This window comes from Deinococcus sp. HSC-46F16 (genome assembly GCF_024171495.1).
Taxonomy (GTDB): domain Bacteria; phylum Deinococcota; class Deinococci; order Deinococcales; family Deinococcaceae; genus Deinococcus.
The window spans coordinates 195705-222317 of sequence record NZ_JALJZW010000003.1; the positions used below are offsets into that span (position 1 = coordinate 195705).

Below are 26613 nucleotides of genomic sequence, written 5' to 3' on the forward strand. Positions count from 1 at the left end.
GAGCGCCGGTGACCCTCGTCCGTTCGGAGACGCCCCTGGCCCTGGCGGGCCTCAGCGATCAGGCGCTGCGGGTGCGGGCGGTCGAGGCGGCGAGCACCTACGACGCCGAGACGCTGGTGCAGGTCACGCTGGCATACATGACGGCGGCCAGCCGCAAGGGGGCGCGGAGCAGCCCCAAGACGCTGGAGGCCTACGCGCTGGCGGTGCGGGAATTCGTGCGCTGGGCGCAGGACAGCGGGGTGATGCTCCTGCGGCCCGGACGGCGAGACGGCGGGCGGTACGTGGCGCACCTGCAACTGCGGCCCTCGCGGGGGCGGGGGCGCACGGGGGGGCTGGCCCCGGCGACGGTCGCGCAGTACGTCGCCGGGGCGCGGGCGCTCTACCGCGCCTTGCGCTGGGCGGGCGCGACGGAGGCGCAACCGTTCGAGGACGCCCACGTGCCGCCCGACCCCACGCCGGGCATCGTGAAAAACCCGCCCTACCAGCGGGAGATCGACGCCGTGCTGGGCCACTGCGAGCCCCGGCTGGCGGCCCTGCTGCTGCTGTGTGCCCACGGGGGCCTGCGCGTCGGGGAGGCGTTGGGGCTCCGGGCGGGCGACGTGGGGGCCAGCAGCGTGACGGTGCGCGGCAAGGGGGGCAAGGTCCGGCGGGTGCCGCTGGGCCGCCGAACGCGGGCGGCACTGGACGGGCTCCCGCCCGTGTCGGCCGGTGGGGCGCTGTTCGACTGGACCTACGCGCAGGCCGCCTACCGGCTGCGCCGGGCGTTCCGCGAAGCGGGGCACGGGCACGCCTGGCGCGGCTTTCACGCCGCCCGCAAGCACTCGGGCACGCGGCTGTACCGGGCCACCCGGGACTTCACGCGGGTGGGCCTCTTTCTGGGGCACAGCAGCGTGGACACCACGCGGCGCTACGTGGCGGTCGAGGACGACGACGTGGCGGCGGAGGTCGAGCACTTCTGAGCCGGGGGCCGCCCGTCCCCGCCTCATTCCCCCAGCACAGGCTGTCCGGCGACGTAGACCTGCCGGACCTCCAGCGCCCGGCTAAGCACCACGAGGTCCGAGCGCAGGCCCGGCGCGAGCCGTCCCCGGTCGGTCAGGCCCAGGGAGGCCGCCGGGACCGCGCTGAGCATGGCGCTGGCCTCGGGCAGGGAGACCCCCAGCCCCAGCGCGTGGCGCAGCGCCCGGTCCAGCGTGAGCACGCTGCCCGCCAGGGTGCCGTCCGGCAGGGTCGCGCGGCCCACCCGCACCGTCACCCGCTGACCGCCGAGGTCGCTCTCTCCTTCCCCCTGCCCCGCCGCCCGCACCGCGTCGCTGACCAGCAGGACCCGACCGGGCGCCGCGCGGCGGGCGAGCTGGAAGCTGGTGGGGTGGACGTGGTGGCCGTCGAGGATGACTTCCACGAAGGCGTGGGGGTCGGCCAAGAGCGCCCCCGCCGGGCCGGGCGCCCGCCCCTCGACGCCGCCCATCGCGTTGTAGAGGTGGGTCGCGCAGGTGCGGCCCCCGGCGGCGTGGACGGCGTTCAGGCAGGCCGTGACCGTCTCGGCGTCGGCCCGCGTGTGCCCGATCCCGACCCGGACCCCGGCGCGGGCGAAGGCGAGGGCCGCCCCGGCCGCGCCCGTCAGTTCAGGAGCCAGGGTGACGGCCCGCACCACGCCGAGCGCCAGCACCTCGGCCACCCGCTCCGGGGCCGGGAGCAGGGGGTGCGGCGGCTGCGCTCCCAGCCGCCCGGGACTGATAAAGGGGCCTTCGAGGTGGGCGCCCACCACGTCGGCCCCGCCGGGCACGCCCCCGGCGTCCATCACCTCGCGCACCCCGCGCAGCGCCGCCCGCACGGCCTCCCAGGGATTCGTGACCGTGGTGGGCAGCAGGGTCGTGGTGCCGCAGCGGGCGTGGAACCGCGCGAGGACCGCGATCCCGCCGGGGCCGTCCATCGTGTCGCCGCCGCCCCCGCCGTGGACATGGGTGTCGATAAAGCCGGGGAGAATCAGGAGATCGTCTGGGGCGTCCGGCAGCCGGGTGACGGCTTCCAGCCGGGGGCCGAAGCACACCTCGCCGGGCACCACGCCCCCCGGCAGCACGAGGTGGCCGCGCAGGACCCGCTCGCCGCTCACATTGTCCTCCGCCCTGTGGCGGTCCAGAGGGTCATGGTCGGTCCTCCTGAGAACCTGTCTCCTGCGCTCCGGGTCAATTGGGGGCGGGCGGGGGGGGACAGCGCCCGGCCATCCCGGAACAGGCGGTGGCGGGCCTCAGCAAGAGGCGGCCTCCAGCCTGTCACCCCTCCTCCGGGGCCACCCACCCCAGCAGGGCGTCCAGCGTGAGGGCCAGCAGCGCGGCGGGCAGGGCGCCCAGCAGCACGAGCGCCGTGCTCTGCTGCGACAGCCCGTCGATGATCGGGCGGCCCAGCCCCCCGGCCCCCAGCGCCGCGCCCACCGTGGCCGTGGCGACCCCGAACACCAGCGAGGTCCGCACCCCCGCCCACCACACCGGGAGGGCCAGCGGCACCTCTGCCCGCCACAGGCGCTGCCCGGCGGTCATGCCCAGGCCCCGCGCGGCGTCCAGCACGTCCGGGTCCACCCCGCGCAAGCCCGCCACGCCGTTGGAAACGACCGGGACGAGTCCGTACACCACCATCCCCAGCAGGGTGGGGGCCACCCCGAAGCCCAGCAGCGGCACCGCCAGCGCGAGAATCGCCAGGGTGGGCACCGTCTGCCCCAGTCCGGCCAGGGCCTCGACCAGCCCCAGCACGGCCCCGCGGCCGGGGCGCGTGGCGTACAGGACCAGGGGGACCGCGACGAGCAGCACGAGCGCCTCGGCGAGCAGCACCAGCCCGAGGTGCTCGGCGGTCAGGCGCCACAGCGGCACCTCCAGGGCCGGGGCCTCGCTCCCGGCGAGCGGGGCCAGCAGGGGCGGCAGCATGCCGGGCCACAGGCACAGCCCCAGCAGCAGGCCCCAGACGAGCGCGGCCCAGGGACGGCGCCTCACGCTCCCCCGGAGCGGGGGTCGTGGCCCAGGTCGCGGAACCCGATGACGCCGATCACCGCCCCCCCCTCCCCCACGACCGCCACCCCGTCGGTGCCCTGACGCAGCATCAGCGCGAGCGCGGTGCGGGCGTCCGCCCCGGCGGGCAGGCGCGGCAGGCCGTCGGCGTCGCCAGGCCGGGCCAGGGCCGAGGCCCGCACCCCGCCGAGCTGCTCCAGGGCGGCGTCCATCCCCATGAACTGCGCCACGAAGGGGCGGGCCGGGCGGCGCACGAGGTCGTCCGGGGTCCCGAGCTGCGCGAGTTCGCCCGCGTGCATCAGCGCGACGAAATCGGCCATCCGCAGCGCCTCCGGGATGTCGTGGGTGACCAGCACGACCGTCTTGGCGAGGCGGCGCTGGATCTCCAGCACCTCGCCCTGCAGGGCCTCCCGCGCGATGGGGTCGAGCGCCCCGAAGGGTTCGTCCATCAGGAGGACGGGCGGGTCGGCGGCGAGCGCCCGCGCCACGCCCACCCGCTGCGCCTGCCCGCCCGACAGCTCGGCGGGGCGCTTGTGCCGGAAGGTGCCCGGCTCCAGCCCCACGAGGGCCAGCAGTTCGTCCACCCGCGCCCGCACCCGCGCGGCGGGCCAGCCCAGCAGCTCGGGCACGGCGGCGACGTTGCGCCCGACCGACAGGTGCGGAAAGAGGCCCACCCGCTGAATCACGTAGCCCATGCCGCGCCGCAGCGCCTCGGGGCTCAGCTCGCGGGTGTCGCGCCCGGCCAGCCGCACGTGGCCGGAGGTGGGCAGGATCAGGCGGTTGATCATCCGCAGGGTGGTCGTCTTGCCGCAGCCCGACGGCCCCAGCAGCGCAGTCACGGTACCCGCCGGAAAGGTCAGGGTGAGGTCCCGCACCGCGAACGTGTCGCCGTAGCGCTTGGTCAGGCCGTGCAGTTCGATCATGGGGCCACCGTCCCCGCCCCGCGCGGCAGCCCCAGGCGCCGGGCCAGCTCCCCCTCCAGGCCCCGCCACGCGGCGTCTGCCAGGATCGCCAGCAGGCAGGCGGGCAGCGCCCCCAGCAGAATCAGGTCGGGGGCCGAGGCGTTCAGCCCCCGGAAGATGTAGACCCCCAACCCGCCCGCCCCGATCAGGGCGGCCACCGCCGTGACGCCGATCAGCAGGACGGTGGCCTGCCGCAGCCCCGCCAGCCAGACCGGGAGCGCCAGCGGAAGCTGCACCCGCCAGAAGAGCTGGCCCGGCGTCATGCCCATGCCGCGCCCCGCGTCGAGCGTTCCGGCATCCACCCCGCGCAGCGCGGCCACCCCGTTGCGCACCACGGGCAGCAGCGCGTAGAGGGTCAGGGCCACCAGCGCGGGCGCGGTCCCGATGCCGCTCACGCCCAGCGAACGCAGGGCCGGGACCGCCTGACTCAAGGCCCCCAGCGGCGCGATCAGCAGCCCCAGCAGCGCGAGGCTGGGGAGGGTCTGGATGCCGCCCGTCACCGCCAGGACGATCTGCCCCGCTCCCGGCCGCCGGGCCGACCACACTGCCAAGGGGCCACCGATCAAGGCGGAGAGTCCCAGCGCCGCAGCCGTCAGGCGCACATGCTGGGCGAGTTCCTGCCCCAGCCGGGCGGCCTCGACCTGCCCTTCTTGCCACACCGACCAGGAGGCCAGGCCGCCCAGGGACACATACACCAGCGTGACGGGCAGCCACGCCCAGGCCCACCCGCGGAACCGCCTCGCGGAGGCCGCGCCCCACAGGGCCACCGCGCTCCCCAGCAGCCACAGCCACCAGCCGCCCCCGGCGGCGACGCGGGCGACCGGGAGCTGCCCGGCGAGCGCGGCGGCCGACCCCTGCCCCAATGCGGCCACGCCCGCCAGCACCGCGAGGTTGCCCAGCCCCACCGCCAGACCGGGACGGCGGGCCGCGAGCAGCAGCGCCGCTGCGAGGGCCGCTCCTGCCCAGGCCCAGGCGCCCGGAGGCAGCGGCACCCCGGCCGCGATCCGGTTGGGGCGCAGCTCCAGCCAGGGGAGCAGCAGACTGATCAGAAGCAGCGCGGCCCCCAGCCGGATCAGGCCCTCGGCCCCGCCGGGAAGACGGGCGGGGGGCGTCACTTCAGCAGCTTCCGGCTTTTCAGGTACCCCTCGGCCACGTCACGGGCGCTGCGGCCCTCGACCGCGATGCGGCCGTTCAGGATCTGCAGGGTCTTGCCGTCCAGGGTGGCGAAGACGCGGTTCAGCAGCCCCTCGATCTGCGGGTACGCCTTCAAGGTCGCGGTGCGGATGATGGGCGCGGGCTGGTAGACGGGCTGCGCCCCCTTGGGATCTTTCAGCACGACCAGTCCCAGGGCGCCCAGCGTGCCGTCGGTCCCGTAGGCCATCGCCGCGTTCACCCCGTTGGTGCCCCGTGCGGCGGCCGATTGGGTCTGCACCGGGGTCGCCCCGGCCAGCACGAGTTTCTGATTCGCCTTCAACTTGAAGCCGTAAGCCTGCTCGAAGGCGGGCATGGTGTCGGGCCTGCCGAAGAACTCCGGAGACCCGGCGACCTTGAGGGTCCCGCCGCGTTTCAGGTACGCGGCGAGGTCGGCCAGCGACGACAGCTTCTGCTGCCGGGCCAGGGTCTGCGGCACCGCGAGCGCCCAGGTGTTGTTGGCGTTGGCGGGTTTCAGCCAGGTGATGCCGTTGGCCGCGTCGAGCCGCCTCGCCTGGGCATAGATCTGCGCGGCATTCTTGCTGACGGCCGGGCTGATCTTCGCCTTCGGGAAGAGGTACACGGCGTTCCCGGTGTACTCGGGGTAGATGTCGATCTCGCCCGCCAGGAGGGCCTTGCGGTTAACGCTGGTGTCGCCCAGGGTGGTCTTGTCGACGACCTCCAGCCCGGCGTTCTGGAGGGTCAGGAGGATCATCTGCCCGAGCAGTTGCGCCTCGGGGTCGAGCTTGGAGCCGACCACGATGGGCCGCGCGAGGGCGCTGCCGAGCAGGGAGAGGCTGAGCAGGGCGAACAGTCTGGACATGGGGGCTCCTTAGGGTTCTGGGGCGAACGCCTGCGGGGAAGGGCAGCAGGTCGGCGGGCCGTGCGGGCGCCCACATGGGGGCCGCGCCCCAGGATAGCGGGCGCCTCCCCACCGCCGCCGAGGCCCCGCGCGGGGGGGCGTTGCGGGCGTTTCGCCGCGCTGGGGCCACGCCCGTCGACGGCCGGAGATGGGCCGACGCGGGAGGAAGCCGCCCCCCCTGCTCGCAGGGATTCCCGGGCGCTCACGCCTCCCGCCGCAGGGTCAGGGCGACCCCCTCGGTGACGAAGGTCATGCCCGAGGGACCCGGCCGGAATCCCAGCCGGGCGCCGGGGCCGAAGTCGAGGCTCTGGACCCCGTACTCGTCGTAAACCCGGCCCACCGCCCGGACAAAGGCCTGCATGTCGGCCATCCCGCGCGGGCCGCTCCCCGGCACGGGGGCAACGCCCAGCGCGGCGGCGGCGGCCCGGTGGTCGCCGGGGGCCAGGAACTCGAACGCGAGGTCGCGGGTGACAAATTCGCCGCTCTCGGTCAGGCCGAGCGCCCCGCCCCCGCCCTGGGGCCGCAGGAACGCCACCCCGTGCGCCACCATCAGGGCCATCACAGCCTGCGCGAAAGCGGTCATGCGGTCGGTTCGGGCGTCGGCAGTCATCGCCTCCCAGAGTACGCGGCGCCGCGGCCGGGGAGGGGCGTGGGCACCGCCCGTCAGTCGCGGGCGGCACTGGCCTGCGCGAGGGACCCTGGGCGCCCGGCGCGGGGGCGCTCCCCGCCTTCATGGGTTCTTGAGAAAATCCTGAGGCCGACTTTGCGCGGGCGAACGGACTCATCTACAGTGCGGGCCACGGCCCGGCCGCCCGCCCTATGACCACGCCCTCCTCCCCTAGCCAAGCCGACCTGCGCCGCGTGCTGGAGTCGCTGCCGGACCCCTTCTTCACCCTCGACGAACACTGGCGCCTGACCTTGATCAACGCGCATGGGCTGCGCTTGTTGGGGCGCGGGGCCGCCGAGCTGCTGGGGCGGGTCTTTTGGGAGGTCTTTCCCGAGACGCGGGGCACCCGCTTCGAGACCGAGCTGCGGCGTGCCCGCGACGAGGCGACGCTCACCGAGTACGAGGAGTTGTTCGCGCCGCTGGGGCGCTGGCTGGAGGTGCGAGTGTTTCCCGACGGGGACGGCCTGGGGGTGCACTACCGGGACGTGACCGGACGGCGGCTGGCGGCGGCGCGGGCCGAGGCTCTTGCCGGGGTCGCGCAGGACCTCGTCGCGGCGGTCACGGCGCAGGAGGTGGCGGGGGTCCTGACCGGCAGGGTACGGGAGGCCCTGGGGGCCTACAGCGCGGTGCTGTACCGGCTGGAAGGCGAGGAACTGCGCGAGACAGCGCGGACCGGGCTGACGGTGCCTGGCGCCTGGCGCAACGTCGCCCTGCACGGGCCGCACCTGCCCGCAGTGGTGGCCCGCGACGGGGAGGCGCGGTTCCTGCGCGAGGAGGACTTCCGGCGCCACTATCCCGGTGCGCTGCGGGCCGAGCGCACCCGCGCGGCGGCCGTGCTCCCCCTCCGGGCGCGGGGGGAGCTGCTGGGGGTGCTGGCCTACAGCTACGACCACGCGCCCGAGTTCGACGAGGCGGAGCGCTCCGCACTGCTGACCCTCAGCGGGCAGGGCGCCCTGGCGCTGGAGCGTGCCCGGCAGGCCGGGGCCGCCCGCGACCGCGAGGAGCGTTACCGGGTGCTGTCCAACGTCACCAACGACGCGATCTGGGACTGGGAGTTCGCGGGCAACAGCGTGGTCTGGAACGAGGGGGCCTTTGCCCTGTTCGGCTACGCCCCGGAGGAGGTCGAGCCCACCGACCGCTGGTGGAAAGAGCACCTGCACCCCGACGACCGCGGGCGCGTCGTCTCCGGGATTCACGCGGTGATCGCGGGCACGGCGCGGGAGTGGCGCGACGAGTACCGCTTTCGGCGCCGGGACGGGTCCTACGCCACGGTGCTCGACCGGGGACAGGTGATCCGGGACGCGGGGGGGCGGGCGACGCGCATGATCGGGGGGATGACCGACCTCAGCGAGCGCGAGCGGACGGCCGAGTTGCAGGCGGAATCGGACGCGCTCTCGGCCTTTGCCGCCTTTACCGGGGCGGCGGGCGCCGAGACGGACCTCACCCGGCTCGCGCAGCGGGCGGTCGACACCCTGGTGCAGGCACTGGGCGACGGCAGCGCGGTGTACTACGAGCCTGGCGGCGAGCGGTGGCAGGCCCGGGCCTGGGCGGGGGAGCTGCGCGGCGAGACGCTCGACCTCGCCCGCCGGGGCTTTGCCCTGCGTGACCTGCTGCCCGACCCGGCGAGCCCGGACCCGCAGTATGTCGAGGCCTGGGCGCAGCGGGGCGGCGAGGTCGGTGCCCGCACTCCGGAGTACGGCGCCGCCGCTTTTTTCCCCGTCGCGCAGGACGGCACCTGGCGCGGTCTGCTCACAGCGGGGCTGAGGGCCGCGCGGCACTGGACGCCGCGTGACCGGGCGGTGTTCGAGGCGGTCGCGCACGGCCTCACGCTGGCCGCCGAGCGCACCGCCTCGCTGGGACGGCTGGAGGAAGAGCGGGCCGCGACCGCCGCCTTCGCCGCCTTTACCGAGCGGGTCGGCACCGAGACGGACCTGCCCGCGCTGGCCCGGCAGGCGGTGCGGGTGCTGCACGGGGCGGTCGAGGGGGGCGTGGGGGTGGGGTACTACGAGCTCGAAGGCGGGCACTGGCAGGCCCGCACCCTGGCGGGGGAGCTGTGCCCGCAGGTCATGCACTCGGCGCTGGAGGGCGCGGCGGCCGAGCGGCCCGAGTGGCCCGCCGGGGGGGTGCAGTTCGTGGAGGGCGGGCGCGGGGGACCGGACGGGCCGCTGGCGGTGGCCCTGTGCCCCTACCTGGTCCGGGGCGAGCCGCGCGGCCTGCTGGCGATGGCGTCGGTGACGCACCCAACCTGGACGGCGCGGGCACGGGCGGTCTTCGCGGGCGTGGCGCGGGGGCTGGGGCTGGCCTTCGAGCGCTCGGGCACGGCGCGGGTCTTGCAGGAGCGCAACGCCGAGCTGCACGCGCGGACCCGGGCGCTCGAGGGGTTCGCCGAACTCGCCCGCGACCTCGCCTTTGAGACCGACACGCTGGCGCTGGTGCGCCGCGCCCAGCAGATCGTGCTGACGCTGCTGCCGCCGGGGGTCGCCGTCTACTACGAGCCGCGCGGGGGCCGCTGGTGGGTGCGGGCACAGACGGGCGACGTGGGGAACCCGGCGCTGCAAGCGGCCCTCGACGCCGGACTGCCCCTGGGGGAGGCGGGCAACCTGACGCAGCCGTGGCGCACCGGGCAGGCCTACTACCAGGACGCCTATGCCCCCGACACCGACGGGCTGGCCGGGCAGACCGGGCATATCGGCGCGACCGCCACCGTGCCGATTCTGGTGGGCGGGCAACCCCAGGGCGTGTTCTCGGTGGCGCTGTTCGGCGCCCGCTCCTGGGACGCGACCGACCGGGCGGTACTGAGCACGGCGGCGCGGCACCTCTCGCTGGCGCTGGAGCGCTCGGCGGTGGCCGCCGAACTCGGCCGCCAGCGGCAGGCCCTGGAGGCCACCAACCAGGAACTGGGGGCCTTTTCCTACACGGTGTCGCACGACCTGCGGGCACCGCTGCGGCACATCGCGGGGTTCGCCGGAATGCTGCGCCGGGCGGTGGAGACGGGCGACGCCGCCCGCGCGGCCCGTTCCCTGGACGTGATCGACGAGGCGGTCGCGCAGGCCGGGCGCCTGATCGACGCGCTGCTGGGGTTCTCTCACCTGTCGCGCCAGGAGCCTGCCACGGCGCGGGTGGACCTGCGCCGCCTTCTCGGGAGCGTGCGGGCCGAGGCCGAGGCCGAGGTGGCGGGCCGCGAGGTGGAATGGGTGGTCGGCGAGCTGCCGGAGGTGCGGGGCGACCCGGACCTGCTGCGGCAGGTGCTGGCCAACCTGCTGTCCAACGCCGTGAAGTACAGCGCCCGCTCGGAGCGGCTGCGGGTGGAGGTCTGGGGCGAGCGGCGCCCCGGCGAGACCGTGATCTCGGTGCGCGACTCGGGCGCGGGCTTCGATCCCCGCTACGCCGACCGGCTGTTCGGGGTGTTTCAGCGCCTGCACCGCCAGGAGGAGTTCGGGGGCACGGGCATCGGGCTGGCGACCGTGCGGCGCATCGTGCAGCGGCACGGCGGCCGGGTGTGGGCCGAGGGTCAGCCCGGCGAGGGCGCCACCTTCCACTTCAGCCTGCCCGAACCGGAGGCCTTGCCCTCCGGCCCGGTGGCCCTCCGGGGCGGGGAGGGCCGACCGGGCTAGGCTCCGCCCGGCCGCGAGCTGGGGGCGGGCACGCGGGCCGGGGCAAAGCTCAGCACGCCGTCTTCAAGGGGCGAAAGCTGGATGGTGGCCTTGTCCCGCAGGTAGTTCTGGTGGACCTGCCAGGGCCTGCGCGACCCCTGCTTGGGAAGCAGCGCGGCGCTGCGCGTGACGTAGCCGGAAGTGAAGCCCAGCAGCGGCCGCTCCACGACGGACGGGTCGGCCTGGGGCACGACCATGCCGTAGCCGTGCCGGTCCATGTACCTCAGCAGGCGGCAGACGTAGTCCTGGGTGAGTTCGGCCTTCAGCGTCCAGGCGGCGTTCACGTACCCGAAGGCGTAGGCGCAGTTGGGCAGGCCGCTGAGCATCATGCCCTTGTAGACCAGCATCCGGGCGGCGTCGACCGGCTGGCCGTCCACCGTGAACCGGATGTCCCCCAGCACGTTCATCTTCAGCCCGGTGGCCGTCACGATCAGGTCGGCGGGCAACTCGCGCCCGCTGTTCAGGCGAAGGCCGGTCGGCGTGAAGGTCTCGATGGTGTCCGTGACCACCTCCGCCCGGCCTTCCCGCACCGCCCGGAAAAGGTCGCCGTCCGGCACCGCGCACACGCGCTGGTCCCAGGGCTGGTAGGCGGGCGTGAAGTGCCGCGCGTCGAAGGTGTCCCCGACATGCTGCGCCGCGTCCTTGAGGAGCTGGTCGCGGAACACCTGCGGGGCCTGCCGCGCGACGCCGTAGTGCAGCATGCTGGTGAGGATGTTTCGCCAGCGGACCACCCCGTGCGCGGCCTGCGCGGGGAGCAGGCGCCGCAGCCGCAGCGCCGTCTGGTCCACGAGCGGCTGCACCGCGATGTAGGAGGGCGAGCGCTGAAGCATGGTGACGTGTGCCCCCCCGTCCGCCAGCGCGGGCACCAGGGTCACGGCGGTGGCGCCGCTGCCGATCACCACGACCCGCTGGCCCGCATAGTCGAGGTCCTCGGGCCAGAATTGCGGGTGAACGATCCGGCCCTGGAAGACCGCCTCGTTCGGAAACTCGGGCCGGTACCCTTCCTCGTAGCTGTAGTAGCCGCTGCACAGGAACAGGAACTTGGTCCTGAGGGTCACGGTCTCGGGGGGACTTCCCTCCGCGCCGCGCTCGGCAGTCACGGTCCAGCCCTGCTCGGCGGAGGACCACTCGGCCGCCCGGACCCGGTGCCCGAAGCGGATGTGCGGCGTGATTCCGGCCTCGTCGGCGGCCTCCTGAATGTACTGGCGAATGTCCGGGCCGTCCGCGATCGATTTGTGGCCGGTCCAGGGCTTGAAGCTGTAGCCCAGCGTGTACACGTCGGAGTCCGAGCGCACGCCCGGATAGCGGAAGAGGTCCCAGGTGCCCCCAACGGCCTGCCGGGCTTCGAGCAGCGCGAACCGCTTGCCGGGGCACTTGTCCAGCAGGTGCCGCGCCGCCCCGATTCCCGACAGCCCGGCGCCGACAATCAGCACGTCGAGGGGCTCGGCCGCGTCCGGGCCGTCTTGGAGGCGCGGCGAGGGCTGCACCCTGGGGGCCGTTCGGGCGCGTCGGGACTGGAGGGCGAGGCCCGCCAGGGCCAGGGCACCGAGGGGCAGGAGGGTCTTGCGGAGGTTCATCTCAGTCGGTCCTCGCGGTCAACGGGAGAAGGCGGGAGGGAAGCGGCGCGGGGCGGCTGACGGAGGAGGGCAGCCCCGTCCTGCGGGCATGGGAAAGGGCCGTCTCCCCTCCCAGTCCCAGACGAACATGCGGGTTCAGAAGCGTGTCATGCAGTTTACCCCAGGGGGCAGCGGTGGGGCCGCCCGGAGGCTTTCTCTTAGAGGCGCCCGGTGCCCTCCCCTGCCCCGGGAGAAAAGAGCCGAAGCCCATGACATTGCGGACTGCCCCCGACCCCAAACCCACCGGGGCAACGTCGGCGCACCCCCGGCTGGACCGCTGCGGGCACCGGCACCGGCCACGCGGGCGGGCACGTCGTCCGGTCGAGGTTGCGCCTCTCCACGCACGTCCCGCAGCCGGGGGAGGTTGGTGTCCCCACGGTGACGGGCGGACCCTGAGGGCACAAGGCGCTGGAGGGCTCAGGTCGAGGTGGTGTGCAGGTCACCTCCGGCGGAGCCGCTTTCCCCTGCGCCCCCGCAGAGGTCCCGTCCCGTCACCCGCCCAGAGGGGCCTGCTCCAGGGCCGCCGTCTCGGCCCGGCGCTCCTGCACCGCGCTTTCCAGCCACAGGTACAGGGCGGCCCCGGCAAAGGCCAGCCCCGCGATCACCAGCCACATGGTCTGCGGACCCAGGCGCGTGAGCAGCAGGCCCCCCAGCAGGGGTGCGAGCAGGGTGGCGAGGCCGCTCATGCTGCCGACCAACCCGATATAGGTGCCGCGCTCCCCCGGCCGCCCCAGCTCGCTGATCACGGTCTTGCTGATGCTGTAGGCGACGATCTCGCCGACAGACCAGACGGCCACCGCCAGCAGGTGCTGCCACAGCGCCGTGGCAAAGGCGTGTCCCAGAAACCCCAGCCCCAGCAGCGCCGCTCCCGCCGCCTGCCAGCGGGGATGGTTGCGGCGCGAGATCCACCCGCCGACGGGCAGCCCCAGCAGGATCACCAGCGCCCCGTTGACCGCCAGCAGTTGACCGTACTGCACGGGCGCATAGCCCTGCTGCGCGAAGACCAGCGCGAGCACCTTGTAGCTCTGGTAGGTCAGGCTGTAGAGCAGGGTCGCCAGGCAAAAGAACCCCAGCAGCCGGTCGCGCGGCAGCAGCCGTCGCCGCGTGCCCGGTGCGGGGGTCGGGCGGGGCCGCCGGGGAAAGAACAGGGCGATCAGCAGGGCATAGGCCGCCATCGTCGCGGCGTCGAGGTAGAACAGCAGCCGGTACGAGCGCCCGGCCAGCCAGCCGCCCAGCACGGGCGCGACCGAGGCCCCCACATTGATGGCCCAGTACAACAGCGTGTAGGCCTGGGTGCGCTGCGCCCCGCTCGTGAGGTCCGCGACCGCCGCGCTGGAGGCCGGTTTGTACATCGCCGAGAAGAGCGAGAACCCCAGCACCCCCAGCACCAGCGCGGGAAAGCCGTCGGCCGTGGACAGGGCGAGCAGCATGATGGCCCCGCCCCCCAGCGCCAGCTTCATCGTGAAGGCCGGGCCGCGCCGGTCGCTGAGCTGCCCGCTGAAGCCCTCGGCCAGAAAGCGCCCGGCGCCCAGCATCGCCAGAATCACGCTGACCTGCGCGACCGGCAGCCCCTGCTGGGCCATGAGGTAGAACCCCAGCAGCGGCACCACGAACTCCCCCACCCGGTTGAGAATGGTGCCGAACCACAGCACCCAGAACCCCGGTGGGTAGGCGCTGTAGACGCGGTGCAGGGAAGCGGGAAGGGGCGTCACACGGGGAGGATAGGGGGCAGTCCTGCCGGAACTGCGTCACCACGTTGGAGACGACATCCGAGGGAAGGGATAGGCAGGCGACGTGGGTCCGGCTCTCCTGGGGATTTTCCTGAGAAGAGAGGCGCGGGCACGAGACTGAATTCAGCCAACCTTGGGACTCTCTCACCCCGCGCGGGGGGCTCTCCATACTGCGGGGCGATGACCTTCTCGCGCGAGGATTCCGGGTTCGTGCAGGTACGTGGGGCGCGGCAACACAACCTGAGGGACGTGTCGGTGCGGCTTCCCCGCGACGCGCTGGTGGTCTTTACCGGGGTCTCCGGCTCCGGCAAATCCTCGCTGGCCTTCGGGACGCTGTATGCCGAGGCGCAGCGGCGGTATCTCGAATCGGTGTCGCCCTATGCCCGGCGCCTCTTTCATCAGGTGGGCGCTCCGGACGTGGACGCCATCGAGGGCCTGCCCCCGGCGGTCGCCCTCCAGCAGCAGCGCGGAGCGCCGAGCACCCGCTCCTCGGTGGGGAGCGTGACCACGCTGTCGAATCTGGTGCGGATGCTCTACTCGCGGGCCGGGGAGTACCCCGAGGGGCAGGGCATCGTCTACGCCGAGGGCTTTTCCCCCAACACGCCGGAGGGAGCCTGCCCCCACTGCCACGGACTGGGGCGGGTCTACGAGGTGACCGAGGCCTCGATGGTGCCCGATCCGTCCCTCACCATCCGCGAGCGGGCGGTCGCCGCGTGGCCGCAGGCGTGGGGCGGGCAGAACCAACGCGACATCCTCGTCACGCTGGGCATCGACGTGGACGTGCCCTGGCGCGAGCTGCCGCCGGAGACGCGCGACTGGATTCTGTTCACCGACGAGCAGCCCGTCGTGCCCGTCTACCCCGGTCTGAGCCCCGAGGAGACGCGGCGGGCCGTGAAGCAGAAGCGCTCCCCCGACTACATGGGCACCTTTTCCAGCGCCCGGCGGCACGTCCTGCACACCTTCGCCCACACCGAGAGCGCGGCCATGCGGCGGCGGGTGCAGGAGTACATGATCGCCGCCGAGTGCCCGGTGTGTCACGGCAAGCGGCTGCGGCCGGAAGCGCTGGCGGTGCAGTTCGCGGGCCTTGACATCACCGAGTTCTCGCGCCTGCCGCTGGCGCAGGTGGCCGAACTGCTGCGGCCCTCCACGGAGAAACAGGACCACGGCGGCAACGCCGAGGCCCACCCCGAGCAGGCCCTCGCCCGGCAGCGGCTTGCCGGGGACCTCGTCGCGCGGCTGGAGGTGCTGCTGAACCTGGGACTGGGGTACCTGCACCTCGAACGCTCGACGCCCACCCTGTCGCCGGGGGAACTTCAGCGGCTGCGCCTCGCCACGCAGCTCTATTCGCACCTCTTCGGCGTGGTGTATGTCCTCGACGAGCCGTCCGCCGGGCTGCATCCCGCCGACACCGAGGCGCTGCTCGCGGCGCTGGCGGGGCTGAAGACCGCTGGAAACTCGCTCTTTGTGGTCGAGCACGACCTCGACGTAGTCCGCCGGGCCGACTGGCTGGTCGACGTGGGGCCGGGCGCGGGCGAGGGGGGCGGCGAGATTCTCTACAGCGGGCCGCCGGAGGGCCTGCGGGCGGTGGAGGCGTCCCAGACCGCCCGTTACCTCTTCCGGGAGGGGGCCGCCGAGCTGCACGAGCCGCGCTCCCCCTCGGGCTGGCTGGAGCTGACGGGCGTGACCCGCCACAACCTGCGGGGCCTGTCCGTGCGCTTTCCGCTGGGCGTGCTGACGAGCGTGACCGGGGTGTCGGGGTCAGGCAAGTCGACGCTGGTGAGCCAGGTGCTCGTCGAAACACTGGCCGCCCGGCTGGGGCAGACCCTGACCGAGGGGGCCGAGGAGGAGGACACCGAAGACGCCCCCGCCCCGACCACCGCGCACCTCGGGGGCGACATGGACGCCCTCACGCGCCTCGTCCGGGTGGACCAGAAGCCCATCGGCCGCACGCCGCGCAGCAACCTGGCGACGTACACCGGGCTGTTCGATCAGGTCCGGAAGCTGTTCGCCGCGACCCCACTCGCCCGCGAACGCGGCTACAGCGCGGGCCGCTTTTCCTTCAACGTGAAGGGCGGGCGCTGCGAGCACTGCCAGGGCGAGGGCTGGGTGATGGTCGAGCTGCTGTTCCTGCCCAGCGTGTACGCGCCCTGCCCGGTGTGCCACGGCACGCGGTACAACGCGGAAACGCTGGAGGTCGAGGAGCGGGGCCAAAGCATCGCGGACGTGCTGGGCATGACGGTGGACGCGGCCTGGGCGTTTTTCCGGGACGACGCGGCGGTCTTCCGGGCGCTGGACACCTTGCGCGAGGTGGGGCTGGGCTACCTGCGGCTGGGGCAGCCCGCGACCGAACTCTCGGGGGGCGAGGCGCAGCGCATCAAGCTGGCGACCGAGTTGCAGCGGGCCGGGCGCGGACACGCGGTCTACGTGCTCGATGAGCCCACCACCGGCCTGCATCCCGCCGACGTGGAGCGGCTGACCCGGCAGCTCGGGCGGCTGGTGGACGCGGGACATACCGTGATCGCCGTCGAGCACGACCTGGGTGTAGTCACGGTCAGCGACTGGGTGATCGACATCGGCCCCGGCGCGGGCGAGGCGGGGGGGCGGGTCGTGGCCGAGGGTCCGCCGGGGGAGGTGGCGCGGGCGCCCGGCAGCCGGACCGCCCCCTACCTGGCGCGGGCGCTGGGGCTGGCCCCGCCGACGCCCCTTTAGGCGGGACTCAGGTTCCTGGCCGGGGGCCGCGTTAGGGTCGGAGCAGACGGGGCGGATTTCCAGTGACTCCCTCTTCCCGACCCCGCCTCACCGGACAAGGAGGCCCCATGATCACGCCCGACGACCTCAAGCGTATCCGCAGCCTGCCCGAGAACGGCTCGGTCCTGATGGCGGTGGTCCACGTCAACCCCGCCGATCAGGACAACCACGGCGACGCCCTCTCCACCCGCGTCAAGAGCGCCCTCAGCGACCTCGGGGTGCCGCCCACCCTCGCCGGGCGCCTGCTCGACGACGTGGCCCGCGCCCGCGAGGCCCGTGGCAAGAGCGCCGTGTATGTGCTGGGCGAGGGGGTGGACGAACGCTTCGACGTGCAGGTCGACTTGCCCGAGCGCTTTCATTTCGGGCGGCCCCTGCCGACGTTGGTCGAGAACGCGGCCCACGCCCTGCCCCGCGTCGGGGTCCTGGCGGTCGACCGCGACTGGGCGCGGCTCTTCGTGTTCGACCAGGGCGAGCTGAGCGAGGTGCGCCGGGGGCGCAACACCGAACTCGAAGACCTTGAGCGCGACAACTACACCGAGTCGACCACTGCCGTGCCCGGCGCTCCGGGCGCCGCCCGCGCTCAGGACGGCAGCGGCTTCAGCGCCCAGGGCAGCGGGCCGCGCAGCGACAGCGGCGCCGAGCTGTACCAGCGGCACGTCGACGCCCTGCAGCAGCGCTTCTACAACGAGACGGCGGGGAACCTGTCCGGGGAGCTGAAGGCCCGTGGCCTGAAGCATCTGGTCCTCGTCGGGCCGGTGGCCCGCCTCGCCGAGTTCCGCGCCGAGATTCCCGCCACCGCCCCCTTCGAGGTGATCGGCGAGACGAACGTGGAGGTCGGCACCGGCAGCGCCCCCGAACAAACAATTACCGAGCGCCTGCTTCCCCTGCTGGAGGACTTCGCCCGGCAGGACGAGGCCCGGTTGATGGAGCAGCTTCAGGAACAGGGCGTCATGGAAATGGAGCGCGTGCTGGAGATGGTGCAGCAGGGCCGCGTGTACCAGCTCGTCATCCCGGAGGACGGCTCGCACCTGCACATTTACCGCAGCCACAACCCGGAAGTGCCGTACTTCACCGCCCGTAAGGACGTGCAGGAGAGCCCCCTCGACGGTGCCCTGATGACGCGGGTGACGCTGGAGGAGGTGCTGCCGCAGTTGCAGGAACTCTACGGGCTGGAGGTGCGGCGCGTGCACGGCGACCACGCCGAGAAGCTGGTGAGGGAATACGGCGGGCTGGCCGGACTCGCCCGGTACTAGGCCCTCCGGACACATGAAGCGGCGGCCGCTGCCGGACTGGGGCAGGGGGCCGCCGCTCCACGTGTCATACGGTTTCCGTCCAATCGGGTCCCGGCCACCGTTGTGTTCCCACTCTCTCTGCTTCGCCGCTTTGCCAGTCCGCTCGGGGTAAACAGGTACACAGACTGTTCAACCGGGATCCGCGTCAGTTCGCGTAGCGCTCGGCGCGGCTCTGCGCCTCAAGGCGGTGGTGCAGCCGGACCTCCTCTTCGGTCACGACGAGGGCGCGGCTCGTGATCTCCTCACCGCCCCGCTGCCACACCAGCGGACGGGCGGTCAGGCTGGACAGAAGGCGCTGGAGACGAAGTTTTTCGGGGAGGATAGGCGTCTTCATGCCCGGAGTGTGCGCCGGACACCAAAGGACCCGCCACCCCCGTCGGCCAGGCTGTCCCACCGGCCAGGACGGGCGGCCGACCTCTGGCTCAGACCTCGGTCTCCCTGGTCTGGAGGAGCGGCAGCTTCGTTCGCAGGTCGGCGCCCACCCCCTCCACGGGGTGCTCGCGCAGCTCGTGGCGCCGCTCCTCCATGGAGGGAAAGCCCGCGTCCGCGTCTGCGACAAACTGCTCGGCGAAGCGGCCCCCCTGGATGTCGGCCAGCACGTCCCGCATGGTGGCCTTGGTTTCCGGGGTCACCACCCGCGCTCCCGTCACGTAGCCGCCGAACTCGGCGGTGTTGGAGATGGAGTGGCGCATCCCCGCCAGGCCCTTTTCGTAGATCAGGTCCACGATCAGCTTGACCTCGTGCACCGTCTCGAAATAGGCGACCTCGGGCTGGTATCCGGCCTCCACCAGCGTCTCGAAGCCCGCCTGAATCAGGCTAGGCACACCACCGCACAGCACGGCCTGCTCGCCGAAGAGGTCGGTCTCCGTCTCCTCCTTGAAAGTGGTTTCCAGCACGCCCACCCGCGTGCAGCCCACCCCGCGGGCGTAGGCGAGGGCCAGAGCCCTGGCGTTCCCGGTCGCGTCCTGGGCCACCGCGAAGAGCCCTGCCAGACCGCTCCCGTCCACGTATAGGCGCCGCAGCATCCGTCCCGGCCCCTTGGGCGCGACCAGAAACACGTCCACGTCCTCCGGTGTCGTGATGCGCCCGAAGTGAATGTTGAAGCCGTGCCCAAACGCGAGCGCCTTGCCGGGTGCCAGATGGGGGGCGATGCTCTGCTCGTAGACCCCCGGCTGCGCCTCGTCAGGAATCAGCAGCATGATCACGTCGGCCTCGCGGGTGGCGTCCTCGACGCTCAGCACGCGCAAGCCTGCCTGTTCGGCCTTGGCGCGGCTGGCGGACCCCTCACGCAAGCCCACGACCACGTTCAGCCCGCTGTCGCGCAGGTTCTGGGCGTGGGCGTGCGCCTGGTTGCCGTAGCCGATAACGGCCACCAGCTTCTCCTCGATGGGCGAGAGGTCCACGCTGCGGTCGGTGTACAGGGTCGCGGTCACAGGGGGATTGTCCTACAACCGGAACCGGGGGGCACCTCCGCCCGCGCTACCCGTCGCGCCCGTGGACCTGGGCGGGGGGATGGGTGGCCTCCACCGCCGTGAAGGCTTCGAGAATCTGGTAGCGGTGCCGCGCTCCCTCGGGCACCACCCAGGAGTTGCCGGGCTCGAGCAGCAGCATGGAGCCCTCCAGGTGCAGCTCGGCGCGGCCCGAGATCACGAAGCCCACCGTCTCGTAGGGCCGGGTGTGAAACTCGTCGCCCCCGCCGGGCTGCTGGTCTTCCCACAGCCGCATGGAGAGGGACTTGCCGCTCACGAGGTACTTCTGACCGTCGGGACCTTTGGGCGAGTGGCGGGAATCGACCTTCTGGGCAGTGGTGTCACTCATGGTGCCTTCCAGTATTCCGGCCCCGCGCCAGCGCCGAAAAACAGGAAAAGGTCATGAAGGTCCACCCAAGACGGGAGCCCGACTCGACCCCGCCGCGGCGGGGGGCAGGCGTGCGGTAGTCTCGCGGCCAGACCATGACGGTTTTTCCAGGCCCAGGCGTCCTCCCGCTCGGCGCACTCGGGGGCAACCCCACGGCAGCAGCGTGACCGCCTACCTCGCAGTGGGCCTGCTCGTCTACCTGGGCTGGCTGGCGCTGGGCTCGCGGTGGATGACGTCGGCCGAACGCCCCGCGTTGGGGCGGGCCGCGGCGGGAACGCTCGTGCTGGCCGCCCTGCTGACCCTCTTCACCCTCCGCGAAGCGCCCGTCGCCGCGCAGCTCACCCTTCCGGTCAGCCTCGTGCTGTGGCCCGCCGCCCTGAGCGTCTGCCTCGTCGCGGGCCTCGTGCTGCTCCTGCGCGGCCGCTGGGCGCGGGGGTGGCCGCTGCTGGGCCTGCCCGTGGCCGCCCTGCTGGCGGTCCTGATCCTGGCTCCGCAGCGAGCGGCGGCGGGGCTGCCCCCCTTCTAGACCGCGCGTTCCCGGCTCACCCCTCACCCCTGGTCCGCAGCCTGCTTCTGGACATGGTGATGGGCGAGGTTGGCGGGCATGCCCAGCAGGCGGGCGACCTCGCTGGGGGAAGCGGGGTCCCGGAAGTGCCCCAGAAAGGCCGTCTGGCCCAGGGCGTTGGCGGCTTCGGGATCGGTGAGCACCAGCTCGGGCACCTGGAGGGGCATGCCGCCATCATGCGCGGCCCGGCTTTCAGTCCTCCAGGGCACAGGCTGAAAGCCGGGGGCGGGGAGCGGAGGGGCGCCTTCCCCCGTCCCCGGCGCTGGCGCATTCCCTACCGTCGCCGGGGCCTCCTCCGGCATATCGTGCCCCGGTGAGTGACCGGATTTCGGGGCCGCCGCGCCCGTCAGCCTCTGCCCCCCCCAGCCTGCCTGCCCCGGTGGCCGCCGTCATCGCGCAGGAGGCGGCGGCGCGGGACGCCGACGGGGCCTTTCCCGCCGCCTCCTTTCAGGCCCTGCGGGAGGCGGGGCTGCTGACGGCCACCCTGCCCACCCCGCTGGGGGGACAGGGGGTGGAGGGGGCGGCCCTGCTGCCGCTGCTGCGCGAGATCGGCCGCGCGGGCCTGCCGGTGGGCCGGGTGTACGAGGGCCACGTCAACGCGCTGGAGCTGATCCGGCGATACGGAACGCCCGCTCAGCTCGCCCGCGCCGCGCGGGACGCCCACGCCGGGGAACTGTTCGGCGTGTGGAACACCGAGGACGGGCCGGGGCTGCGGCTGGTGCGGGGGCCGGGCGGCCTGATCCTCGCGGGCGGCAAGACCTTCGCCTCCGGCCTGGGCCACGTCACCCGGCCCCTGCTGCCCGCCGAGGCCGAGGAAGGCCGCGTGATGGTGCTGCTGCCCGCCGGGCGCGAGCCGGGGGTGCCGGACCTCCGCTTCTGGCACCCGCTGGGTATGCGGGCAACCGTCTCGGGCCGGGTGGAGTACACCGGGGCGCGGGTGCGGGAAGAAGACCTGATCGGGCAGCCCGGCGACTACTACCGCCAGCCCGAGTTCGGTGGGGGCGCCGTGCGCTTCCTGGCCGTGCAACTCGGCGGAGCCGACGCCGTGGTCGCCTCGGCGCGGACCGTGCTGCGGCGGCTGGGCCGCGCGGGCGACGACGTGCAGCGGCTGCGCTTCGCGGAGGTGGCGGTGCGGCTGGAGGCGGCCTGGCACCTCACCCGCGAGGCTGGGCGGCGGCTGGCGGCGTGGCCGGAAGACCGCGACCCCGCACCCCTGCTGGCCTACGTGGCCCTGGCCCGCACCGCGGCCGAGGACGCCTGCCTGCTCGCGTGTGAGGCCGCCGAGCGGGCGGTCGGTGCCCGGGGCCTGCTCGCGCCCTGGCCCACCGAGCGGCTGCTGCGCGACCTGCGGATGTACCTGCGCCAGCCCGCCCCCGACGCGGCGCGGCTGGCGGCAGGTGCCTGGCTGCTGGATGCCCCCGAGGGCACCGTGGACCCCTGGGAGGAGGCGTGAGGGGCGCCCAGACGCTGACCCCAGCCAGCCTCCCCGCTCCGGTCTGGGTCGTCGCCCCGCACCCGGACGACGAGGCGCTGGGCTGCGGCGGGTTGATCGCCGCGCTGGGCGCCGCCGGGCGGGAGGTCCGGGCCTTGCTGCTCAGCGACGGGGGCCTCTCGCACCCCAGTTCCCCGAGCCATCCCCGCGAGCGGCTGGCCGGGGCGCGGCTCGCGGAGTGGCAAGCGGGGCTGGCCGAGCTGGGCGTGCCCGCCGCACGGACCCGGACGCTGGGGCTGCCGGACGGGGAGCTGCACGCCTGCGCTGAGGCGATCACCCGGGGCGCCCTGGCCGCTTTTCGCGAGGCCCCGCCGGGCACGCTGCTCCTCCCCTGGGCACGCGACCCCCACCCGGACCACCGGGCGGCCTGGGCACCGCTGCTGCGGGCGGCCCGCGCCTTTCCCGGTGTCCGGCTGCTGGCCTATACGGTCTGGCTGGAGGAACGCGGCGACCCCGCCGACCATCCCCGCCCCGGCGAGACCCGGCCCCTCACGCTGGACGTGCGCCCCTGGCTGGCCCCCAAGCGGCGGGCGATCCGGGCGCACCGGACCCAACTCGGCCTGATCGCCGACGACCCGCGCGGCTTCTCCCTGCCCACGAGCCTGGTGGGGCGGGCGCTGAACGGCACCGAGACCTACCATGAGGTCGCTCCCCAGGAGGTCCCCGCATGACACCCCCCGACGAGACCCTGCCCGACGCCTACTTCGAGGACGTGTACCGCGCGAGCGCCGACCCCTGGAACTTCGAGACCAGCGCGTACGAGCACGCCAAGTACGCCCGCACCCTGGCCGCCCTGCCGCGCGAACGCTACGCCCGCGCCCTGGAGGTGGGCTGCTCCATCGGGGTCCTGACGGGCCTGCTGGCGGAGCGGGCAGACACTTTGCTGAGCGTGGACGTGAATGAGCAGGCCCTCGCCCGCGCCCGCGAGCGCAACCGGGACCGCCGGAACGTGACCTTCGAGCGCCGCCGCCTCCCCGCCGAGGCGCCTCCCGGCCCCTTTGACCTGATCGTGCTCTCCGAGGTGGGGTACTACTTCAGCACGCGGGACCTGGAAGAGGTGCTGGACGTGCTGACGGGGCGCCTCGCTCCCGGCGGCGACCTGATCCTGGTCCACTGGACGCCCTTCGTGCCCGACTACCCGCAGACGGGCGACGCGGTGCACGGGGCCGCCCTGCGCCGCACGCCCGCTTCCCTGACCCACCGCTGCGGCGAGCGCCACGAGCACTACCGGCTGGACGTGCTGAGCAAGCCCGGAACCTGAACAGAGCCCGCCGCCCACCCGCCCCGGAGCCTCAGCGGTGGCCCCACCGCTTAACCGGAATGGGGATGGGCGGCGGGCACCCGCCCGGGGGCGAATGCCTGAAGCTGCCCGCGCACCTCGGCCAGCGCCCGCGCGACGGGGACCGGGGCGTAGCGCTCCTGCCACAGCCCGGCCCCGAGGCGGGCGGCGTGGGCGGCTTCCAGCCCCAGGCCGAGGGTGGGTGCCCGCAGCGCTTCCCGGAGCTGGGCGGCCGGCGCCAGCCAGCGCCCCGGCAACCCGGCGTGCCAGCCCCGCCGCCGGGCTTCTTTGAGCGCCGCTTCGGCCTGGGCGAGTGCCGCCACCTCGGCGGCTCCGGGCACCCGCCACGCTGCCGGGGCCGCGTGCCACTCGGCCAGCTGGGTGCTCAGGCCCACCGGCACGCGGCCACCCAGGCGGGCGCTGGTGTGCACGCGGGCGTGCGGGGTACGCCGCACCCGCAGGTCGTGGCGGCGCAGGCCCTGAATCAGGGCCACGTCCTCCAGATGCGGCACGTCGGGCACGCCGCCCACCTCGCGGTACGCCCGCAGGGTCAGGGCCAGATTCGCCCCAAAGTGCTGGTGGTGCCGGGGCCAGGGGTCGAAGGGGTCAGGGTTGAGCTGCGCGGTGAGGCGCTCGGCGGCCAGCCGGTAGGCCGCGTCTTGCAGGTACACCCGCCGCACCGGGCCGGGCAGCCGCGCCCGTTCCTCGGGCCGCAGCAGGATGCGCCCGCACACCGCGTCGGCCCCCGACTCCGCGGCCCGGCGCAACTGCCACAGCCAGTCCGGCGCGGGCACGCTGTCGGCGTCGGTGGTCACGATCAGGCCCTGCGGGTCATCCCCCAGCCGGGCGGCGGCCAGCTCCAGCGCGGCCCGCCGGGCGCCCACCACGTTGGCGCGGCCGGGAGGCAGGGTGCAGCTCAGCACCCGCACCGGGCGACCCGCGGGAAGAGCCTGCACCGCCCGCCGGGCCGTGTCGTCGGTGGAGTTGTTCACCAGGATCCAGACCTCGTACCCCTCCAGCGGCGCTCCGCCTGCCCCCACCTGCGCGGCGAGGGCACGGACCGCGCCGCCGATTCGCCCGGCCTCGTTGCGGGCCGGGACGGCGACGACGGTGTGAGGCAGGGCGGTGTGGGAAAGGGGCACCGGCATGACTGGGGTGCAGGCTAGCCCAAGCGGACTCGACCGGACGGCAAGAATTCACCGAATCTGCCCCGCGTGCCGGACCCCACCCGGCGGGGCTCAGCCCGCTTCCCAGTACCGCTCGCCCGCGCAGTCCCGGCACAGCGGCCCGCCGGGTCCGGTCACCTCGCGCCCGTTGATGATCTCCTCGCCGCAGGCGCCGCAGACGGCCCGCACGCCCGGCACGCTGACCAGCGCCGCGAGGTCGAGGGTCAGCCGCACAGGCTGCACGGTGAACACCTCCTCGTCGGGCCAGGTCCGGTAGGCGGCCATATAGGCGTCCCAGCGCTTTTGCCCCTCCGGGCGGCCCTCCCGCACCCGGGCACGCAGGTCGGGGCGGGGTGCGATCCTCACGGCGCGGCCCGTCCGCGTGTCCACGAACGTCGCCGCGACCTTGCCGTGGTCGACGAGCCGCATCGTGCGGCGCCCCAACCAGCAGCCGCTCGCCACCGACACGCCGTCCGCGAAGCAGCCGTCCGTCTCCACGAACACCAGCACCCGCTTGTCGGTGCGCGGAAACTCCAGCTCCAGCCACGCCCCGGCCAGCAGCCCCGCACGGGCGCCCAGCACCTGCCGGGGGCAGAGGTGCCGGTGCAGGGCGGCGCTCTGTGCCAGCAGCGCGGGCAACCGTTCCAACCGGGCGGGGAGGGGGTCAGGGGGGGTCATGGGGGCTCCTTCTGGGGACGTCGGGGGCGCGGCGAGGCGCCGCCCCGGACGATACCCCGGGGCCGCCCCGTGGACGGCAATCCTGCTCACCCCCGCCCGCCACGACACGGGCGGCCGGAGGCCCAGGCCCCGGGGCCGGGAGGCGATCCGGCAGGGGCAGACCTCGGCTCCCCAACAGGAGGAGCCCATAGGCCACAAAACGTTCCGTGAGACCTACGCGCCTACCGGGGGCGGCGGCGTGCAGATCGCCGCGGCTGCCCCCTCCGTCCCACAGGGGGCGCCTGGAGGACAGCCGTGACGTGGGTGCGGATGAACTTTTCGGAGGCGCCGGGGGGACGCGGCCAGGAGAGGAGGCCCCTTTAGTTGCGCGTGAAGGTGAGGGTGACGCCCTGTGCCCGCAGGGTCAGGCCCGCCGCCGTGACGGTCAGGGTGGGCCGCGCGGCCAGCAGGGCAGGCAGGTCCACGGGTGCGGGCGGCTCGGAGCAGGCCCGCAGGGTGCGGATCGGCTCTCCCGTCAGGACCAGGGTGGCGGCGTCGAGGCGGTAGGGAGCGGCGTACCCGTTGCAGCCGTCGCTGCCGCTCAGGCGCGTGGCCTCGAAGGTCAGCGTGACGGGCGGGACGGCCGGAGCCACCGCCCGGCCTCCCACGGCCGTGAGGGTGTAGGTCTGGCCGCGCAAGGCGGCGGACGTCGGCTGGCCACTCTCCTGGGCGGTGCCCACGCGGCGGAAGACCAGCGTGCGGCCATTCGCCGCCGTCAGGGTGAGGGTCTGGCCGTCCACGCTGGCCCGCAGGGACGGCCCGGTCAGGAAGCGCAGGAAGACCGCCTCCTGGGCATTCACGGCGGGGGCGCACGCCATCCGGGTGGTCGCCAGGGGGCCGAAGGTCACCCGGCCCGCCCCCGCCTGCACGCTTCCGGTCAGGCGGTTGCACCCGCCCGAGCCCGTCACGCGGGTCCCCGCAAAGGTCAGGCTGGGCGCGTTCCCGGCCAGCGGCCGCAGGGCCGTGCCGCCCGCGAGCTGCCACGTTCCGTCCAGGGTCAGGCGGTGTTCGGTCACGCTGCCTCCTGCGGCCGGGGCCGGTGTTCCCGCCCGGAACAGCAGGCGGTCGCGGGCTCCCGCGAAGAGGGTCAGGGTCTGGCCGCTGAGCTCATAGCCCGTCACCTGCCGCAGCAGGTTCAGGAAACGGGTCTCGCCCTCCCCCACCGCCCCCGGACAGGCCCGGCGGGTCGTCGCCAGCGGGCCGAAGCGCAGCACGTCGGCGCGGCTCGCGTACCCCCCCCGGTAGGTGTTGCAGCCGGTGGAGCCGGAGGCCGTGCGGCCGTCGAGCCGCAGGGTGGGCCGCTCCGGTCCCGTGGGCGTGAAGGTCCGCCCGCCTTCCTGAAGCGACGCCAATATCCACGTGACGCCCGTCGGCACCGGAGACGGAACCGACTGGGCACCGACCGCCCCCGCGAGGGCGAGGGCCGTGAGGGAAATCAAGGCAGTGAGGCTGCGCATGCTCCTGTTGTAAGCCACGAAGCTGACAGGGGCCTGAGGAACCTGCGGCGGGGTGAGACGGAGTCCGGCCCAGCAGGAACCAAGACTGTTCAATCCGGGCGGACCTGCAAAGCTGCGGGGCAGAGCGAGCAGGAACGTGACGGTTGCCAGGAGGGCACCGATTCGGTCACGGCCAGGAGGCATCACCCGCTCCCAGACACTTTTCAACCGCTCTCAGCCAAGCCCCAGACGGGGCGACGGCTTGGACACGAACCGCATGAGCCGCGTGTGGGAGCGCTTGGCCGCGCTCTCATCACGGGCACCGCTTCCGGTCAAGGCGCCTTGGCCCCGGCCAAACGCGCCTGCCTGGCCCGCTGGGGCATC

The 26613-nt window shown here is 73.9% G+C and carries 23 protein-coding genes; 8 read left to right on the top strand and 15 right to left on the bottom strand.

Annotation, left to right across the window (positions count from 1 at the left end):
- Positions 1-8 precede the first annotated feature (8 nt).
- The gene (locus tag L1280_RS08455; RefSeq protein WP_253581663.1) at positions 9-959 is read left to right on the top strand and encodes a tyrosine-type recombinase/integrase; all 951 of its coding nucleotides are present in this window, start codon (positions 9-11) and stop codon (positions 957-959) included.
- A 23-nt stretch (positions 960-982) separates the two neighbouring features.
- On the opposite strand, the gene L1280_RS08460 is transcribed toward L1280_RS08455, so the two are convergent.
- The 6 genes from L1280_RS08460 to L1280_RS08485 form a co-directional block, all read right to left on the bottom strand.
- A complete protein-coding gene (locus L1280_RS08460) occupies positions 983-2110 on the bottom strand; it encodes an amidohydrolase family protein (protein ID WP_253581664.1) in 1128 nt (375 codons plus the stop codon).
- 160 nt (positions 2111-2270) lie between these two features.
- Positions 2271-2981: an ABC transporter permease gene (locus tag L1280_RS08465; RefSeq protein ID WP_371922899.1), complete on the bottom strand. Its 711-nt coding sequence runs from the start codon at positions 2979-2981 to the stop codon at positions 2271-2273.
- Positions 2978-3919, bottom strand: coding sequence for an ABC transporter ATP-binding protein (locus L1280_RS08470; RefSeq protein ID WP_253581665.1), 942 nt, complete (start codon positions 3917-3919; stop codon positions 2978-2980). The genes L1280_RS08465 and L1280_RS08470 overlap by 4 nt, the downstream gene beginning before the upstream one ends.
- Positions 3916-5073, bottom strand: coding sequence for an ABC transporter permease subunit (locus tag L1280_RS08475; protein WP_253581666.1), 1158 nt, complete (start codon positions 5071-5073; stop codon positions 3916-3918). The genes L1280_RS08470 and L1280_RS08475 overlap by 4 nt, the downstream gene beginning before the upstream one ends.
- A complete protein-coding gene (locus L1280_RS08480) occupies positions 5070-5972 on the bottom strand; it encodes an ABC transporter substrate-binding protein (RefSeq protein WP_253581667.1) in 903 nt (300 codons plus the stop codon). The genes L1280_RS08475 and L1280_RS08480 overlap by 4 nt, the downstream gene beginning before the upstream one ends.
- A gap of 241 nt (positions 5973-6213) precedes the next feature.
- On the bottom strand, positions 6214-6621 hold the full coding sequence (locus L1280_RS08485; RefSeq protein ID WP_253581668.1) for a hypothetical protein: 408 nt from the start codon (positions 6619-6621) through the stop codon (positions 6214-6216).
- A gap of 209 nt (positions 6622-6830) precedes the next feature.
- On the opposite strand from L1280_RS08485, the gene L1280_RS08490 reads away from it, so the two are divergent.
- Positions 6831-10292: an ATP-binding protein gene (locus L1280_RS08490; protein WP_253581669.1), complete on the top strand. Its 3462-nt coding sequence runs from the start codon at positions 6831-6833 to the stop codon at positions 10290-10292.
- On the opposite strand, the gene L1280_RS08495 is transcribed toward L1280_RS08490, so the two are convergent.
- Both L1280_RS08495 and L1280_RS08500 read right to left on the bottom strand, forming a co-directional pair.
- Positions 10289-11908 (bottom strand): NAD(P)/FAD-dependent oxidoreductase, encoded by a 1620-nt coding sequence (locus tag L1280_RS08495; RefSeq protein ID WP_253581670.1) that lies wholly within the window; start codon positions 11906-11908, stop codon positions 10289-10291. The genes L1280_RS08490 and L1280_RS08495 overlap by 4 nt on opposite strands.
- Before the next feature lie 530 nt (positions 11909-12438).
- Positions 12439-13659: an MFS transporter gene (locus L1280_RS08500; protein ID WP_253581671.1), complete on the bottom strand. Its 1221-nt coding sequence runs from the start codon at positions 13657-13659 to the stop codon at positions 12439-12441.
- Positions 13660-13857: 198 nt separating this feature from the next.
- Here L1280_RS08500 and L1280_RS08505 point away from each other — a divergent pair, with 198 nt between their 5' ends.
- On the top strand, positions 13858-16386 hold the full coding sequence (locus L1280_RS08505; protein ID WP_253581672.1) for an excinuclease ABC subunit UvrA: 2529 nt from the start codon (positions 13858-13860) through the stop codon (positions 16384-16386).
- 107 nt (positions 16387-16493) lie between these two features.
- The gene (locus L1280_RS08510; protein WP_253581673.1) at positions 16494-17678 is read left to right on the top strand and encodes a hypothetical protein; all 1185 of its coding nucleotides are present in this window, start codon (positions 16494-16496) and stop codon (positions 17676-17678) included.
- A gap of 184 nt (positions 17679-17862) precedes the next feature.
- On the opposite strand, the gene L1280_RS08515 is transcribed toward L1280_RS08510, so the two are convergent.
- The 3 genes from L1280_RS08515 to L1280_RS08525 all read right to left on the bottom strand — a co-directional run bounded on the left by L1280_RS08515 (position 17863) and on the right by L1280_RS08525 (position 19535).
- Positions 17863-18051 carry a hypothetical protein gene (locus L1280_RS08515; RefSeq protein WP_253581674.1) on the bottom strand — a complete coding sequence of 63 codons (189 nt, stop codon included), beginning with the start codon at positions 18049-18051 and terminating at the stop codon, positions 17863-17865.
- Positions 18052-18139: 88 nt separating this feature from the next.
- Positions 18140-19150 carry a ketol-acid reductoisomerase gene (gene ilvC / locus L1280_RS08520; protein WP_253581675.1) on the bottom strand — a complete coding sequence of 337 codons (1011 nt, stop codon included), beginning with the start codon at positions 19148-19150 and terminating at the stop codon, positions 18140-18142.
- A 46-nt stretch (positions 19151-19196) separates the two neighbouring features.
- On the bottom strand, positions 19197-19535 hold the full coding sequence (locus L1280_RS08525; RefSeq protein WP_253581676.1) for a cupin domain-containing protein: 339 nt from the start codon (positions 19533-19535) through the stop codon (positions 19197-19199).
- Between the two features lie 202 nt (positions 19536-19737).
- On the opposite strand from L1280_RS08525, the gene L1280_RS08530 reads away from it, so the two are divergent.
- On the top strand, positions 19738-20100 hold the full coding sequence (locus L1280_RS08530; RefSeq protein ID WP_253581677.1) for a hypothetical protein: 363 nt from the start codon (positions 19738-19740) through the stop codon (positions 20098-20100).
- A 23-nt stretch (positions 20101-20123) separates the two neighbouring features.
- On the opposite strand, the gene L1280_RS08535 is transcribed toward L1280_RS08530, so the two are convergent.
- Complete coding sequence (locus L1280_RS08535; RefSeq protein ID WP_253581679.1) at positions 20124-20306, bottom strand: hypothetical protein; 183 nt, start codon at positions 20304-20306, stop codon at positions 20124-20126.
- Between the two features lie 146 nt (positions 20307-20452).
- Between L1280_RS08535 and L1280_RS08540 the strand changes: the two genes are divergently transcribed.
- The 3 genes from L1280_RS08540 to L1280_RS08550 are packed head-to-tail and all read left to right on the top strand — an operon-like array spanning position 20453 to position 22892.
- Entirely contained in the window at positions 20453-21592 is a 1140-nt protein-coding gene (locus L1280_RS08540) for an acyl-CoA dehydrogenase family protein (protein ID WP_253581680.1), read from the top strand.
- On the top strand, positions 21589-22302 hold the full coding sequence (locus tag L1280_RS08545) for a PIG-L family deacetylase (RefSeq protein ID WP_253581681.1): 714 nt from the start codon (positions 21589-21591) through the stop codon (positions 22300-22302). The genes L1280_RS08540 and L1280_RS08545 overlap by 4 nt, the downstream gene beginning before the upstream one ends.
- Positions 22299-22892, top strand: coding sequence for a class I SAM-dependent methyltransferase (locus L1280_RS08550; protein WP_253581682.1), 594 nt, complete (start codon positions 22299-22301; stop codon positions 22890-22892). Before L1280_RS08545 ends, L1280_RS08550 begins: the two co-directional genes overlap by 4 nt.
- 50 nt (positions 22893-22942) lie before the next feature.
- On the opposite strand, the gene L1280_RS08555 is transcribed toward L1280_RS08550, so the two are convergent.
- The 3 genes from L1280_RS08555 to L1280_RS08565 all read right to left on the bottom strand — a co-directional run bounded on the left by L1280_RS08555 (position 22943) and on the right by L1280_RS08565 (position 26250).
- On the bottom strand, positions 22943-24058 hold the full coding sequence (locus L1280_RS08555) for a glycosyltransferase family 2 protein (RefSeq protein ID WP_253581683.1): 1116 nt from the start codon (positions 24056-24058) through the stop codon (positions 22943-22945).
- 90 nt (positions 24059-24148) lie between these two features.
- The gene (locus L1280_RS08560; protein WP_253581684.1) at positions 24149-24754 is read right to left on the bottom strand and encodes an FmdE family protein; all 606 of its coding nucleotides are present in this window, start codon (positions 24752-24754) and stop codon (positions 24149-24151) included.
- Positions 24755-25113: 359 nt separating this feature from the next.
- Positions 25114-26250: an META domain-containing protein gene (locus L1280_RS08565; protein WP_253581686.1), complete on the bottom strand. Its 1137-nt coding sequence runs from the start codon at positions 26248-26250 to the stop codon at positions 25114-25116.
- Positions 26251-26613: the final 363 nt, after the last annotated feature.